At 37.1% G+C, this 13,928-nt stretch carries 14 protein-coding genes; 3 read left to right on the top strand and 11 right to left on the bottom strand.

Going from position 1 to position 13,928, the window contains the following annotated elements; genetic code table 11:
- Window positions 1–34: 34 nt before the first annotated feature.
- Window positions 35–409, bottom strand: coding sequence for a TonB C-terminal domain-containing protein (locus I7H67_RS09795; RefSeq protein WP_198307727.1), 375 nt, complete (start codon window positions 407–409; stop codon window positions 35–37).
- A gap of 149 nt (window positions 410–558) precedes the next feature.
- Complete coding sequence (locus I7H67_RS09790; protein ID WP_004791641.1) at window positions 559–783, bottom strand: hypothetical protein; 225 nt, start codon at window positions 781–783, stop codon at window positions 559–561.
- A gap of 268 nt (window positions 784–1,051) precedes the next feature.
- Between I7H67_RS09790 and I7H67_RS09785 the strand changes: the two genes are divergently transcribed.
- The 3 genes from I7H67_RS09785 to I7H67_RS09775 all read left to right on the top strand — a co-directional run bounded on the left by I7H67_RS09785 (window position 1,052) and on the right by I7H67_RS09775 (window position 4,750).
- The gene (locus tag I7H67_RS09785; protein WP_151768697.1) at window positions 1,052–1,774 is read left to right on the top strand and encodes a type 1 glutamine amidotransferase; all 723 of its coding nucleotides are present in this window, start codon (window positions 1,052–1,054) and stop codon (window positions 1,772–1,774) included.
- A 113-nt stretch (window positions 1,775–1,887) separates the two neighbouring features.
- Window positions 1,888–2,409, top strand: a complete 522-nt coding sequence (locus I7H67_RS09780; RefSeq protein ID WP_198307808.1) for a hypothetical protein — start codon at window positions 1,888–1,890, stop codon at window positions 2,407–2,409.
- Window positions 2,410–2,560: 151 nt separating this feature from the next.
- The gene (locus tag I7H67_RS09775; RefSeq protein WP_198307726.1) at window positions 2,561–4,750 is read left to right on the top strand and encodes a TonB-dependent receptor family protein; all 2,190 of its coding nucleotides are present in this window, start codon (window positions 2,561–2,563) and stop codon (window positions 4,748–4,750) included.
- A gap of 70 nt (window positions 4,751–4,820) precedes the next feature.
- Here I7H67_RS09775 and I7H67_RS09770 read toward each other — a convergent pair whose 3' ends face one another.
- The 9 genes from I7H67_RS09770 to I7H67_RS09730 all read right to left on the bottom strand — a co-directional run bounded on the left by I7H67_RS09770 (window position 4,821) and on the right by I7H67_RS09730 (window position 13,746).
- Entirely contained in the window at window positions 4,821–5,375 is a 555-nt protein-coding gene (locus I7H67_RS09770; RefSeq protein ID WP_198307725.1) for a TetR/AcrR family transcriptional regulator, read from the bottom strand.
- Between the two features lie 568 nt (window positions 5,376–5,943).
- Window positions 5,944–6,501, bottom strand: a complete 558-nt coding sequence (locus I7H67_RS09765; protein WP_198307724.1) for a chorismate mutase — start codon at window positions 6,499–6,501, stop codon at window positions 5,944–5,946.
- Between the two features lie 78 nt (window positions 6,502–6,579).
- Window positions 6,580–7,263: an SDR family NAD(P)-dependent oxidoreductase gene (locus I7H67_RS09760; protein WP_198307723.1), complete on the bottom strand. Its 684-nt coding sequence runs from the start codon at window positions 7,261–7,263 to the stop codon at window positions 6,580–6,582.
- A gap of 11 nt (window positions 7,264–7,274) precedes the next feature.
- Window positions 7,275–8,036 (bottom strand): SDR family NAD(P)-dependent oxidoreductase, encoded by a 762-nt coding sequence (locus tag I7H67_RS09755; protein WP_198307722.1) that lies wholly within the window; start codon window positions 8,034–8,036, stop codon window positions 7,275–7,277.
- A gap of 7 nt (window positions 8,037–8,043) precedes the next feature.
- Window positions 8,044–8,730, bottom strand: a complete 687-nt coding sequence (locus I7H67_RS09750) for a glutathione S-transferase family protein (protein WP_198307721.1) — start codon at window positions 8,728–8,730, stop codon at window positions 8,044–8,046.
- Between the two features lie 228 nt (window positions 8,731–8,958).
- Window positions 8,959–9,978, bottom strand: coding sequence for a spore coat U domain-containing protein (locus tag I7H67_RS09745; RefSeq protein ID WP_198307720.1), 1,020 nt, complete (start codon window positions 9,976–9,978; stop codon window positions 8,959–8,961).
- Window positions 9,969–12,428 (bottom strand): fimbria/pilus outer membrane usher protein, encoded by a 2,460-nt coding sequence (locus I7H67_RS09740; RefSeq protein ID WP_198307719.1) that lies wholly within the window; start codon window positions 12,426–12,428, stop codon window positions 9,969–9,971. Before I7H67_RS09740 ends, I7H67_RS09745 begins: the two co-directional genes overlap by 10 nt.
- 9 nt (window positions 12,429–12,437) lie before the next feature.
- Window positions 12,438–13,142 carry a molecular chaperone gene (locus I7H67_RS09735; RefSeq protein WP_198307718.1) on the bottom strand — a complete coding sequence of 235 codons (705 nt, stop codon included), beginning with the start codon at window positions 13,140–13,142 and terminating at the stop codon, window positions 12,438–12,440.
- Window positions 13,143–13,215: 73 nt separating this feature from the next.
- On the bottom strand, window positions 13,216–13,746 hold the full coding sequence (locus I7H67_RS09730) for a spore coat U domain-containing protein (protein WP_192454053.1): 531 nt from the start codon (window positions 13,744–13,746) through the stop codon (window positions 13,216–13,218).
- Window positions 13,747–13,928 lie beyond the last annotated feature (182 nt).

Genomic DNA, 13,928 nt, shown 5'->3' with positions numbered 1-13,928 from the left:
GTTTTAAATTTACTCCCCATGCTGAAGAATTTACTTATTTAGCCTGAAATTTCATATTGAATTTTCTTGCTTGCTTTCTTACTTCAGGATTTGAAGGCAAAGCAAATGGGCTTGCACGCCAGATCGCCTTTTCAATACTTGTTTTAAATTTTTGTTCTTCTTTATCTAAAAAGATGATTTGCTCAATTTCTCCACTGTCAGTTAAAAACACTTTAACACTTGCACTCATACCAGCTGAAGACGCTGGAATATCCCATATTTTATAAATTTTCTTTTGATATTGCTTTTTATATTTTTCAGCTTCTGAAGTAATTTTATTATCGGTCACTTGAACAGGAGCAACCTGTTTGTGGCCAGTCGCACACCCAACTAATAAAAATAAAGAAGCAATAATAGTGAAGTTTTTCATTTAAAATACCTTTTTTCAATAATTAAAATTTAACAGTTTAAGTTTTAAAAAACTACCCGAAGGCGGTATTAATCACTGATTATCCCTAGTCAGCAAAGGTAGTCGGCCATCCTGATCTACCTTTGTTTAAATTAATGTTTTATTTTTCTTTAAAAAGGGACTTCGTAACGAAAATTCATATTTGAATTTTCCGGCACATTATAGACATCTTGATCAGTAAAAATTCCGTGTTCAGGTGTTTTAAAACTATTAAATGCCTTATTAACTGGAACAGTTGGAGCGTTATTTAAATAGTTTTCTTGAGAATTATATGGAGATGAAGCACAGCCAATCAGCCCAAAACCCAATAAAGATATAAGTAGAAATGTCTTCATAAATTTTGACTACCGTTATAAAAACCACACAACTTAACAAATTGAATAGCTATTGTCACACCGCAACTATTTAGTAATACTTAATAATAAACCAATAAGACCCGCATTAATAAAATAAGTAACTCTATTTAAATCATATAAAAACCCATACATCTGGACCATATAACTTTTAAAAACTGGATGTATTAGATAAAGCCTACCACTCTTAATCTATCCTCGATTTATCACGAATGATTTATTAATTAACGCTTAGATTTTGAGGACTAACATGCGCCTACATTTTATTGTTCATGAAGATTTTGAAGCACCCGGTGCATATGAAATATGGGCTCAAAATAATGACTTCAAAACTACATATTCAAGAGTATATTTAAATGAAGCTTTGCCATCTTCTGCTGAAGATATAGATTTCCTTATTGTGATGGGTGGTCCACAAGATCCAGATACGACACTAGAGATGTGCCCTCACTTTAATTCATTAGCTGAACAATCAATCATTAGAAAAGCCATTGAAGCAAATAAAGTAGTTATTGGGGTATGTTTAGGATCGCAATTGATAGGTCAAGCTTTAGGGGCCAAATTTGAGCATAGCCCTGAAAGAGAAATTGGCAAATTTCCAATTATGCTTACAGAATATGGCATAACAAACTCTAAGTTTTCACACTTAGGAAAAATGACCGAAGTTGGGCATTGGCATAATGATATGCCGGGTTTAACTCCCAACGCAAAAATCATTGCTTTTAGCGCAGGTTGTCCAAGACAAATTATTCAATATTCAAAATTAGTGTATGGATTGCAATGTCATATGGAATTAACTACAGAAGTTGTTGAATTGCTGATTCAACATTCAGAAGCCGAGTTAAATCAGGCTCAACATTATAAATTCGTGAATAGTCGTGAAGAATTACGAAATCACGATTACCAAGAGATGAATCAAAACCTCTTTATTTTTCTGGATAAACTGAAAGAAGAATACTCAAAACAACATTAAAAAAATGAGTGTAAAAAGCCTTCTCAACTTGGCTTTTACACTCGCCTATACATCTTATTATTTACTAGATGATCAAATCCATTCAAAATTTAATCTCCAAAAAATCAACTTTAATGTTACAATACAGTGATTTACTCAATTTCAATTGGACTTCAAAAGAAATGAATAGATTGTTATTAATTTTTTTATCTTTAAATATTAGTCTTTTTTCTCCCGTAGCTTTTTCTGAAACAAACACATTTCAAATGAAACAAGAATATAACCCTCCTAACTTTAATCAGCATAAGAGCATGCTTGCAGTAAACGCAAATTCTCAAGAACATAAATTTAATGGGCACCCAAAAGAGTTTTCTAATTCTGGCACTAATCATCAAAATGTAGATTTTTTTGAAATTGCAAAACAATATCAAGAAAAGGAAACTAAGCCATCTTACTCTACTGAAGAAACAGTCAATATGAGTGATCATGAGCGTAGTCTTTACTACATTAGAAATCATGATAATGTTGGCATTCAAAGAGAATTTAATGGTCAGCAGTTTAAATCGCTAAAACAACAGCGCGATAAAGGCGTGATTTCAAATGATGTATATAAAGAAAAGGTCTACAAAATCTTAAGCCAACCTTCTATTAGATAAGTTAGAAGCCCTCACTTGAGGGCTTTTTAATAAAATGATTAGATACAAGCGATGTTTAGTTTTTCTAAAAAAATTAAATAACATTTATAAAATTTTGTTACTTTTTCGCTATAATGATTATAATTATCGTTTAGGATTTCGATACATCAACATGGACCGCTCAACCCGTCGTTCACTCCCAAATTTTAAGTTCAAAGTTTCTACGCTGAGCTATGCAATCGGACTAGCTTGTTGTTATTTAGCACTTCCTGCACATGCCGAAGATACAACGGCCAGTGCATTACCGACCATCACCATTAAGGCACAAGGTAACTGGTTAGAAGAAGCAAATGCTGAAACTGTTCACAAACATGCTGGCGCTCGAACTATTATTGACCGTAAGCGTTTAGATGAAACAGCGGCAACCTCAATTCGAGAAGCTCTAAAACAAGTTCCCGGAGTTCAGGCGCAAGACAGTAGTGGAACGGGTGGTAGTGATGTGTCTCTCAATATTGGGGTTCGTGGTTTAGCATCTCGCCTATCACCTCGCTCAACTGTTCTTGTTGATGGTGTTCCGCTTTCATTTGCACCTTATGGCCAGCCACAATTATCTTTAGCACCTGTTTCAATTGGTAATATTGAATCAGTCGATGTAGTACGTGGTGCAGGATCTGTCCGTTTTGGGCCTCAAAACGTAGGCGGAATTATTAACTTTGCGACCCGATCAATTCCTCAAGATTTTAGTGGAACTGTTAGCCTAACTTCAGAATATGCATCTGGTACTGACCAAGTAAAGTTCAGCCCTAATCTATTTGTAGGGGGGACTTTAGACAATGGATTAGGCCTTGCTCTCTTGTATTCAGGGACTAAAGGAAATAATTATCGAGAAGCAAATAACAAGATTGATATCGATGATGTAATGTTAAAGTCTGCTTATCAATTTAATGATAAAGACTCGGTTGCTTTAAATCTGCACCATTATGAAGGTCGAGGCGAAATGCCAGAGGGTTTAACTCAAGCCCAATACGCAGAAAATCCTTATCAATCTTCTGGTGAAAAAAACTATTTTGCAGGTCGACGTACTGATGTCTCTTTACGTTATAACCATAAAGATGAAAAAAATAACTTCGAAGTTCTGAGCTATTATATTGATTCTTTCCGCACAAGTAATCTTGAGACCGTGTTGGCGAGTGGTGACAAGCGCCTCGACTCTGCTCCACGTGATTATAAAGTCTATGCAATTGAACCGCGTTACTCTCGTATTTATCAACTAGGTAATACTCAAAATGAAGTAACAGTAGGCTATCGCTACTTAAAAGAAGAAAGTTCTGAGTTTGCTGGACGTACTGCATCTTATGCAGCAGATTCATCAGCCCCAGATTTTGCTCCACGTAGCAGTAGCGAAGGTGGTACAAAAGCGCATGCGGTATATATCGACAACCGTATGGAATTGGGCCGTTGGACCATCACACCAGGCGTTCGATTCGAATCAATTGAAACCTATAATAACTTCACAGGTTATAACAAAGGACAACCTAATACTGTTTATCCAAAAATTGATTCAGACGAATTTTTGCCAAGTTTATCTGTGATGTACTCGGCAAATGAAAATTGGAATATATTTGCAAACGCTGGTGTATCTTTCGGTCCACAGCAATACAGCCAATTAGCACGTCTTGAAGGAACAACCGCAACGGCTACAACTGAAGGCTTACATCCTGAAAAATCGAATAACTATGAAATCGGAACCAAATATCTAGGCAATGGTTTAAATGCTGAATTTACAGTGTTCTATCTAGACTTTGATAAAGAGCTTTCTCTAGTACGTGATGCTGGTAATAACGGGATCTGGACAGACTTAGGGGCAACCAGCCATAAAGGTGTCGAAACGGGTATTAGCTATGATTTCGGTCAATTATCCGATGCACTGGAAGGCTTAAAAGTATATGGCAACTATACTTTCACCAAAGCAGTCGCTGAAGCAGGTCAATTCAAAGATAAAGACCTACCGTTTTACTCACGTCATGTCGGTAATGTTGGGTTAGGTTATACAGTAGATAAATGGTCTTTAAATGCTGACATGTTTGCACAATCTAAGCAGCATTCACCAGATCTTCCTGATAGTAATGTCTATCAAACAGAAGAAACTGCTGATGGTAAATATGGAGATATTCCAGGTTATACCACTTTTGCGCTACGTACCTCTTATGACTTAAGTTCACAAGTTAAAGGTTTAAAAATCGCTGGCGGAATCAAAAACGTCTTTGATAAGCAGTATTTTACGCGCTCAACAGACTCTACTGGCGGTAAATATGTAGGATTGCCACGTACTTTCTATCTACAAACCTCTTTTGACTTTTAAAGCCTAATTAAATTAAATAAAAAGCCCTCTTCGGAGGGCTTTTTATTTAAGCGTTAAAGTCTTCGCCAATTTAAGTAAGCATCGACATAAAATATTCTAATAACTTATCTCTTTCATCGTTCTTATTCGCACTTAAAAGTTGAACCATTGCCCCATCAATCACAAATAAAAACATGTAGGCGTCTTCAAGTGTAGCGGTAACTTTTACGGTTAAAATCAGCTTATAAATTTCTTTAATAAGCCAATTTCGATAGTCACTAACGACCTTATAGGCGGCGGGATAAAGCTTTTCAATTTCAAAAATGGCTTTAAACTGTAAATGGTAAAACCCTTCTAAGTCAGCATGTAAAAAGAAAATTTTCTTTAATTTATCGAAAACCATAAGTTCACGGTACGAATGGATAATGGAAAACACCTCATCTTTTAACGCATCTTTTTGAAAAGTCAGACACATCTCAATAAGTTTTTCTTTAGATGAAAAGCAGTTATAAAAAGTGGCTTTAGGAATTTTGGCATCGCTAACAATTCGGTCTACACCGACATTATTAAAGCCATATTGATTAAATAAATTTCTTGCCACATGCAGCACTCGCAGTGCTTTAAATGATGCTTCTAAAGTTGGCATAGACATACCGTTTAAAATAATTTTTTGTTGTATATAAATGAGATAAAAATGCCGTCACTCTTAAATTGAGTGCTAAAAACAGGCACATCAAGGCAGCACAAATCCTGCCTTACATATCTCAGGCTTTATTGTTGATATGATTTTTTAGTCGTAATGATCTAAAGGTTAAAACCTATAGTCGATTAAACCATTTTAAATGCTGTTTAAATGGAATGAATAAAGAGACTTTGGCAGAGGCCAATAAAGAAGAAATAGTACGCATATGTGAACTCCTAGATGAAATAGAAGTTCTGCCAAATCACTGCTAAATGATTATGGTGGCAGAACGAAGAAGGGTTAGCAGACCAGTCATCTAGGAACCGGCACGCCCGAAGGCGTCCCTCCTCCGTCCTACCGCTACGAAGGGAGACGAACGAGTTCGACACCAAAAAATTACTTTTTTGATGTCCTAGATGAAAACGGTCTGCTAAAACCGACTGGCAATGTGGCCAGCAGGCAAAGGATAATCGGAGAGATTTTGGGTGTCAATGTGATATTGAGTAGAAAATGGTTAAATAATTATTGTTTTTCATTCTCTTAACTTAATTTTATTTAATGTCATACATAAAGCTTTTTTATCAGCCTCTTTAAGTTGAGGGTGCTGTACAGACCACATATAGCCACAGCTATGATGTGCTTTGTTATTATTTTTCTTGAGTTCATAGGCAATATTTTTTAAAAGCTCAGTATTTAGCGTACTAATTTGTAAACGTACTTCGGCTAAATCTTGCGGTTTCCAATTGGTTTCTGGACTCGACAACCAGTCTGCGCGATATCGGTACTGAATTGCCTTCGCAACATTCATTTGAGTCACAATAAATGGCTTAACTGTTTCACTATTTAGGCCAAAAGAATCAGCTTCAGAAAGTGATTGATCAAGAACTTTCTTCTCTTGAGTTAAATCTTCAATCGGTAAATGCTGTTCTGCTTTATAACCCGCGACATCTTTCATATAAGATAAACGCTCGTTAATTAAACGAGCAGTTTGATCATATTGATATGCTTGCGCTAATGAAGAAACACACATGAAAGCTGTCAACGTACAAACCACTTTAACAGCTGGCTGAGCACTCTTAATTTTTGTCATGTAAATACCTATCGAAATTATTGTTCTGTCGTCATTCCAGATCAGTACTGTATTTTAACAACATGCGAAAGTAAAATTTCAAGATAGGCTAAGTTCTTGGCTCCATGCCGAATTAGGCTGCTGATAGATGTGTTGGCACACTTGCTTAATAGATGAAATAAAGTGTTGGTCCTGCCCATCCCATTTTTCGACCATGCAATAGCTAATATGAATGCCTTTAGGATGAAACTCTCTTGCTAATGACTGCGCTAAAGCACGAATACCTGCAAACATGCTTTGGCTTAACACATCGTAATGGGTCGAGTTGTTAAATGGTGCGCCAAGAAAAATAAGAGTGCCCCGCTGCTGCTTTAACATCGGCTTAATCACAGCTTGCGCTACACTTACTGCACTTAAACCTGTGGTCTGCCAATTGTGCTCAATCTCTTCTAAAGATAAAGCCTCAATATTTGGCGAAGATGAAAAATTCGGCTGAAACACACAGAGTTCAATTGTATGTCTTTGAGTGGAAATATAACGCACCAAGCTTTTTAAATGATCTGCATTTACTAAGTTCAAATGAACTGCTGTCACGCCATCGTTGATGGAGTGAACTTGGATTTTTTGCACAGCTGAATCATGGACAACTTGATAAATATGTAATGGAAATTGTGCATTTTTATCTAGAATTACAAAATCATGCTCGATTAGGTGTAAATCATGACCAGCAACGACAACACAACCCTGCTTTTTTTGAAATCTCTGACATATTTTTTTTAGCATTTTAGTCTCTCTCAAAATTTTTCTTGGTAAGGACGTAAATCGAGTTCATGTGTCCAAAGCTTCGGCGTTTGTTGATAAAGCATCCAATAGTTTTCTGCAATTGCATCAATATTGAGGCCACCCGTGCCACGTGTCAGACGGGCTAATCGCCCCAGACCAAATAGTGCTTTATTTACTCTATCGCCATCGACCATTCCATCAATAATTACATGAGCAATATGTATGCCTTGTGATTTATAAATTTGAGCTAGATTGAGTGCATAAGCCCGCAAAGCAGATTTACCCATGGTAAAAGCTGCGAAAAAAGGTTTCCCGCGTAAAGAAGCGCTCGCACCTGTAAAAATAAGCGTACCTTGGTTTTGATCTTTAAAGATTTTTAGACAACTTTGAGAAACTAAATAAGCCGACAAAAAAGTGGATTGCCACATTTGCGTAAAAAACGACAGCGGACTTCGTAAAAAGATTGAGGGAATATTTCCCCCCACATTATGAATGACAGCAGTAATGCGCTCATTTTGACTGGTGATTGTGTCAAATAAAGCTTGTACTTGTTTTATATCTTCTGCATCCAAACGGAACGCTACAGCGTCCCCACCTTTCGAATGAATTTCGGTAGCCACTGCTTCAATTTTCTGGAAAGTGCGCCCAGCAACATAAACTTTTAAACCTTCTTTTGCAAAACGATGGCAGACGGCTGCGCCAATACCTTGTGATGCCCCAACGCCAATAACAACTGCACAATCTAATTTTTTATCTGGTGTTGCTAATGTCATGGTCATTTCACCCTGTTTGTTTTTTATACCATAAAGCAATAAACGGACGATCCAAAATTTCTTTACCAAATTTTTTGCTTGTGCGAACCACTTCACCAAGTTGAGCGACTACAGCAATGTCGGCAATTGTTTGAGAGTCTCCAACTAGCCATTCACTTTGCGATAGAACTTGTTCGATACGGTCGAGGTGTCTTCTAAACTCTTCTTCAACATTTTCAGCTTTCATTCGGCCTAGACCTTGAAAGAAAAGCTGTGTTTTTAACTCGGCTAAAATAAATCCTTTTACCATTGGTCTTTCATACACTGGGCGGCCAATACTGCTAATGCGAATTGCTTCTTCTAGCGCATCTGGGTCATTTACGCGTAAATAGACTTCATAAAAATAGAGAGCTTCATCTGCCCAGTCTTCCCACAGCTCTGCAAGTGCCTTTTGATTTGGATCTTCTGGATAAAGCCGTGGTGTATCTGGGTAAGTTTCTTCTAGGTAGCGAGCAATTCTGGTACTGTCTTGTATTCGCTGTCCATTATGGTCAATTACAGGTACTTTACCCACTTTACTGAGCAAAGGGACCTTAGCTCCCAGAATGCCGTTATAGTTAACTGTTTCAAATGAGATTCCTTTAAATTTCAAAATTCTTGAAACTTTCTGACAAAATGGGGAAATTTCCCATTGATGCAAAATAATATCCGACATTTATTCACCTTTATTTTAATTGCTTGTTTTGCTCACTAGTTCTTTTTTAGAACTAATCAATAAATATACAGAATGTATTTTTAAGTCAAACTGTTTTTGATGACGAATAAGTTTTAAAAAGCTAAAATTAATTGATTTATATCGTTTTATGCTTAGCCATTTTTACTGAATGTAATTCCAATTACGCGGAACCATGCGACTAACATAGAACCACGTATATTTGATAAATTAATAAGTCACTGTAACAACAACACTATCAGAATAGTTTCCTGGTGTACTTGCAATGGAAGTACCTTGTGGAATTTTTCCATAGACAGGTGTACTTTGAGCGCTACCTGTTCCCGTACCAGACACTCCACCGGCTCCCCCAACATTGGTTACGCCACCTGTGGCATCCCACACCGTGCTATAGCTAGAATCTTTATATAACTGATAGGGAATATATTCATTATTACCATTGGACATACGCCTAAATCCGCCAGGAATACGGTTATTGCCATCGCCTAAATAAATGCTATATGGCGTTCCATAATTACAAGTCGAATTTACAGCTCCTTGCGCTGTGTAATCCCGCTTAGTCGTACTAATATCATTAATATTGCTGAAATCTACAGTTGAGGTTGAGTTTAATTGGCACATACTTGGTACCACAAAGTTTGCTGTTAGTAATGTATCCCCTGAATCCCAGCCACCAAGTAAATCACCGCAAGATAAACCCAAAAGATCCATATCCCAATACAACCGAACCGAAGCCGTATATGTTCCTTTAGGATATGCAATAAGAGACCCCGTTCGAGCTGGTACTTTCACACTTACCGAGTAACTCACAATATTATTTGATGCGACTGTTGCGACTGGACCATACCACACATTGGAGGTTTGGTTGGTGGTAGAAGACCCAGCTCCACCTACAGTTGCAGTGACTGTATATGGTAAAGTCACACTATTATTCGCAGTGGTTGCTCCTGTAAATACGGTTTTCATACACATGAAATTAGAAATCTGGGGAAGTCCTAAATTCGTGCAAGTAATTGTGCCTGAAAGGTTTACAGTTGCATCACTATTAATATTTGCTGCCGTGTAGGTAAAAGTACTATTAGTAGTTCCGCTTACCGTACAAGCCGCATGTGCTGGACTAAAAAAAGCATAAACGAGATAAAATAAGCAAATGCCTATAAGGTATTTTAAAGACAATGAAAATTTCTTATAGCTCTCTATTTGAGCCTTATCCATAATATTTAATGACATACATAAGGTCCCAATTTTTTAGTTGAGTACTGATTACTGTTATATGTGAAGTCAACTTGGCATGAGCCATGATCCAGAAGATCGACTTCAAGCTTGTTTTGTTTTAATAAGTTTTGAATAAATACTTCACCATCATAGCCAACTACACCATCTTGCTGACCATTAATGCGAACCGTATAACCCGGTAATAAAGGTGAATTATTCTGGTCAACAAGTTTCACTAATCCAGAAATGACCTGATGAGCACCAAAGTCAATAAGACCACCTTGGCGATAACCTACAACTGTTTTCTGATCTGTAGACTTCACGCTCCAATTCAAAGGCAGATATGATGGATCTAAATAAATATGGTTTTCCTTGTATGGCATTAGACTAGGAATCAAAAATCTTCCAGAATTATCGGTTACGCCTAAATTTACCCCGCCATTTATAATCTGACTTTGCGGCCCAGCATTGGTTACAACTGCGTAGCCATCACCAATTTCATTGGCTGCAAAGACCCGTCCTGCTGCTGCAACCAATGATCCTGTCGCTGAAAGTGCAACTTGGTCGTTATCTCCAATTCGATTGTATCGACCTGTCAGGTAAGCCGCACGAGCACGGTAAGAGCCATAGATCGATGCATTGTTTTGATTCGCATCTTGATCATGTTCAACATAAACTCCCCATCCAAATGAACCGATTTGTGGTTCTGATAAGCCGAATATTTCTTGACGGTAACTCAGCCTGCCAGCATCATTAGATACACTTGTAATCGCATTCACTCGGGTAGATGGTGTATAGCGCAGCGCAAAGTAAATGCCATAATCTTTTTGATTTTCATAATCTTTATACGCTGAGGCATAAAAGCCCCAATTATTGTTCAAAGTTCCGCTTAAATTGGCAGATACTAATTTATTCGCGTTATCGATATATTTGATCTGGTTATAACCCAGATAGGCGCTATACCCTTCGTAAAAGTTATAGCTCATTCCTGCCCTAAAAATCTCATCTGCCAACGCACTGTAGCTCAGGTAGTTCTGCGGCTCAGAAGTCATCTGGTTATCTTTTAAATATCGAACTTGAGACACACGGGCAAGGTCAAAGTAATTATCAAACACTTTGCGGTAACTGGTATTAAACGAAATATTCTTACTAATGCGTCCTTCTAATCCAAGCAAAGCAGAATAACCGTTTTCATCTTTATACTGACTCGCTGCAATATCAGCATTAATCACTCCAAAACCAAACAGGTTCTTGGCAAAACCCGTGCCTAGATTTGACAAACCGTCTGTTGAAGCCTCTGCGCCACCACTTAAGGTCAGCGAGTTGCTGTAACCGTATCGAATCGCACCCGAAGCAAAAGTGGCATCATCATAATCGTTTGAATATAGTCCATAGTTATAGCGTGGAACCCCGACATCTACTGAAAATTCATTAATGCCTTTTGCCAGAATTTTGGATGAAAAATAGTAAGCCTGTTTGGTAATGCTCTGCTGACCCGTTGCATCGGTAGTTACAAGAGTCACTTCATTGCCTGAAATAAACGGGAGCTGCTTAATATCAAATGGACCTGATGGCACAAGCCCTGAATAAATCTTTTGCTGGTTAACATATAAATCTAAAGTAGAAGGAAGTGCTGCCGAGCCTGAAAATTGTGGTAGTGCCGAGGTAACGATATCACCTCGTTGAGTATAAGCACTTGACCACTGGAAACCGGCCAAACGTACACTGCTACCCCAGTCAGAACTATTGGAAATAAAATCTCCTAAGGTATATATCCTGACTTTTTCGGGGTCTACATATTGCCATTTACTCTCTAAGCGCACCCATTTTTCATGGCTATAACTCGTTTCATTACTACCGTTGTATAAAACGCCTGAAGAAAAGTTACCAATTGCGCTGTTAAAGATCCCTTCTGCCGAACCTGAGAAAACATTCTCGTCATTGGTTATAGTGTTATACAGGCTGTAGTTCAGAATAGCCGCATTTAAGGGCTTCATTTTCAGCAAATGAGGACTGGTGACCTTCTGGCCGCTTAAATCAACTGAGTAACCAGTTAACATGCTCGACGGAACTTGTAAATTTAGAGCCTGTTCATTCTCTAAATATTTAAACTTGATTCCTTTTAGTTCATCAATACACACCCATTGGCTATCAGGAATCTGCTCATCTATTTTTAGTCTTAAAGTTTTTAACACACCTGAGCGGATAAATAGCTTTCCATCCTTAGATTGCTTCGCAGCAACTAAGTCTTCAGAGGCATTAGAATTAATAGAAACATTTAAAAATAATTTAATGAAATTAGCATCTTGATCCTGCTCATTCGTCTCTAATTGTGTATATTTATTATTGCTACCAACAGATTTAGGAACACTGGGAACCGCAGTATTCGTATAATCTTGTAACTGTTCGGCAAAAGAATACGCAGGAAAATACGTAACACATAAGACACCTATAATGTATTTCATATAAGCCTCTTAAAGTGTGGTTTTCTTACCATTAACTGTTAGAGATACGCTGTATTTATGATTTGGTTGGTAGGTAAAGTTACTAATCGAGTAACTTTTCGACTTCTCCGCAAGGATATAACCATTCACAGTATTTACTTTAATGGGATAACTTTTATTCGCAGTTGTATCAACAAGCGTTAGACTATTTAACAGCGCATGTCGGTTACCTATATTGCTAATATTTAAAGAAGGTGTGTTCTGATTAACATCAATTTTCCAACTAAGTTTAGTGATCGCATCTTTATTGACTACAAATACGGGTAATGATGAGCGAAGTAATACATTTACGCCTTGAGCAGCTTTACGGCTATCAATTGGTTTTGGTAGCTCATCAATAATAATACGATAGGTTTTTTCACCAGAAACAGGTGCTGGATTAATTCTGACTACACGTAAGTTATAAGAATCATTGGGTTGTAGTTTTAAAAATGGTGGACTAATGGCAATCTCATCTGTAGGTGTTAACTGATCTTGTCCATTTTTTTGAGTCCATTCAAATACGCGAATCTGCAAATCAGTACTTTCATTTGACTGGTTATATAAACTAATTGAAGCAGCATTTTGATTACTTAATATTTCTACATTCACAGGCGAAAGACGGATTGTAGCGGCGTTAATAGTGCTAGATAAAGATAAGAATAATCCCGTAATAATAAAAATATTTTTTTTCATAATTTGCTCAAATATAACTTTTTTAATGTATTAGCCCTTTTAAAAGGGCTAATGTATTTTTAATTTATACAAATTAATAAGTTACCGTTACAGTTACACTATCAACATAGCTACCAGCACTTGGTAAAGTTGTGCCGGCAGGAATACGGCCATAAACATTCACTGTTTGAACATTACCAGTTGCAGTTCCACTATAGGCAGTCGTTGCAATACCGATTGCTGTGGCACGTCCTGTGTCAGAGAAAAGGTTGTAAGGGATATATTCGTTGCTAGTTGCACCACCAATCATGCGACGTTGAGTTGATAAAACATTCTGACCACCATCAAATGACAAAGTCCATGGCACAGTATTATTACAAAGAACTTTAATTGAGGTACCACCTGTTGTTGTGGTATCTGCATCGACATTGCTAGTAAGTGAACTTAGTGTACCAAAGTCTAAAACTGCATTTGTTGTCGTTCCGGTTGCAGAAGTATTTAAGACACAACTATTCGTTACGGTTGCCTTAACAGTTAATGTACCTGTTGCTGTAGCTGCATTTGCTGCATTGAGGGAAAATACCCCTACAGCAATGAGTGATAAATGAAAAAAAGTCTTTTTCATAGTTAAAACCTTTTAAATGAAATTGTTAAAAGTAATAGATATAAAAAATTTGCCACTTATTCTTACAATCATTTCTATTTAAGGGCTCCTTATAAAGCTTATTTTTTTATCCTATTTTAAATATAATACACAAAAACAATTAAAATGCATGTTCACGTTATTATTTTTATTTCCAATCTATA

Source organism: Acinetobacter sp. ACIN00229 (genome assembly GCF_016106645.1).
GTDB classification, from domain to species: Bacteria; Pseudomonadota; Gammaproteobacteria; order Pseudomonadales; family Moraxellaceae; genus Acinetobacter; species Acinetobacter oleivorans.
The sequence above is the reverse complement of the archived record's forward strand: the minus strand, read 5'-3'. Positions and strand labels throughout refer to the sequence as shown.

Bases quoted from the DNA above. Each gene is read 5' to 3' on its own strand.
- I7H67_RS09785 (WP_151768697.1), top strand. From the start codon at position 1,052: ATGCGCCTACATTTTATTGTTCATGAAGATTTTGAAGCACCCGGTGCA.
- I7H67_RS09775 (WP_198307726.1), top strand. From the start codon at position 2,561: ATGGACCGCTCAACCCGTCGTTCACTCCCAAATTTTAAGTTCAAAGTT.
- I7H67_RS09735 (WP_198307718.1), bottom strand. From the start codon at position 13,142: ATGAAAAAAAATATTTTTATTATTACGGGATTATTCTTATCTTTATCT.
- I7H67_RS09790 (WP_004791641.1), bottom strand. From the start codon at position 783: ATGAAGACATTTCTACTTATATCTTTATTGGGTTTTGGGCTGATTGGC.
- I7H67_RS09795 (WP_198307727.1), bottom strand. From the start codon at position 409: ATGAAAAACTTCACTATTATTGCTTCTTTATTTTTATTAGTTGGGTGT.
- I7H67_RS09765 (WP_198307724.1), bottom strand. From the start codon at position 6,501: ATGACAAAAATTAAGAGTGCTCAGCCAGCTGTTAAAGTGGTTTGTACG.
- I7H67_RS09760 (WP_198307723.1), bottom strand. From the start codon at position 7,263: ATGCTAAAAAAAATATGTCAGAGATTTCAAAAAAAGCAGGGTTGTGTT.
- I7H67_RS09750 (WP_198307721.1), bottom strand. From the start codon at position 8,730: ATGTCGGATATTATTTTGCATCAATGGGAAATTTCCCCATTTTGTCAG.
- I7H67_RS09770 (WP_198307725.1), bottom strand. From the start codon at position 5,375: ATGCCAACTTTAGAAGCATCATTTAAAGCACTGCGAGTGCTGCATGTG.
- I7H67_RS09780 (WP_198307808.1), top strand. From the start codon at position 1,888: ATGTTACAATACAGTGATTTACTCAATTTCAATTGGACTTCAAAAGAA.
- I7H67_RS09745 (WP_198307720.1), bottom strand. From the start codon at position 9,978: ATGTCATTAAATATTATGGATAAGGCTCAAATAGAGAGCTATAAGAAA.
- I7H67_RS09755 (WP_198307722.1), bottom strand. From the start codon at position 8,036: ATGACATTAGCAACACCAGATAAAAAATTAGATTGTGCAGTTGTTATT.
- I7H67_RS09730 (WP_192454053.1), bottom strand. From the start codon at position 13,746: ATGAAAAAGACTTTTTTTCATTTATCACTCATTGCTGTAGGGGTATTT.
- I7H67_RS09740 (WP_198307719.1), bottom strand. From the start codon at position 12,428: ATGAAATACATTATAGGTGTCTTATGTGTTACGTATTTTCCTGCGTAT.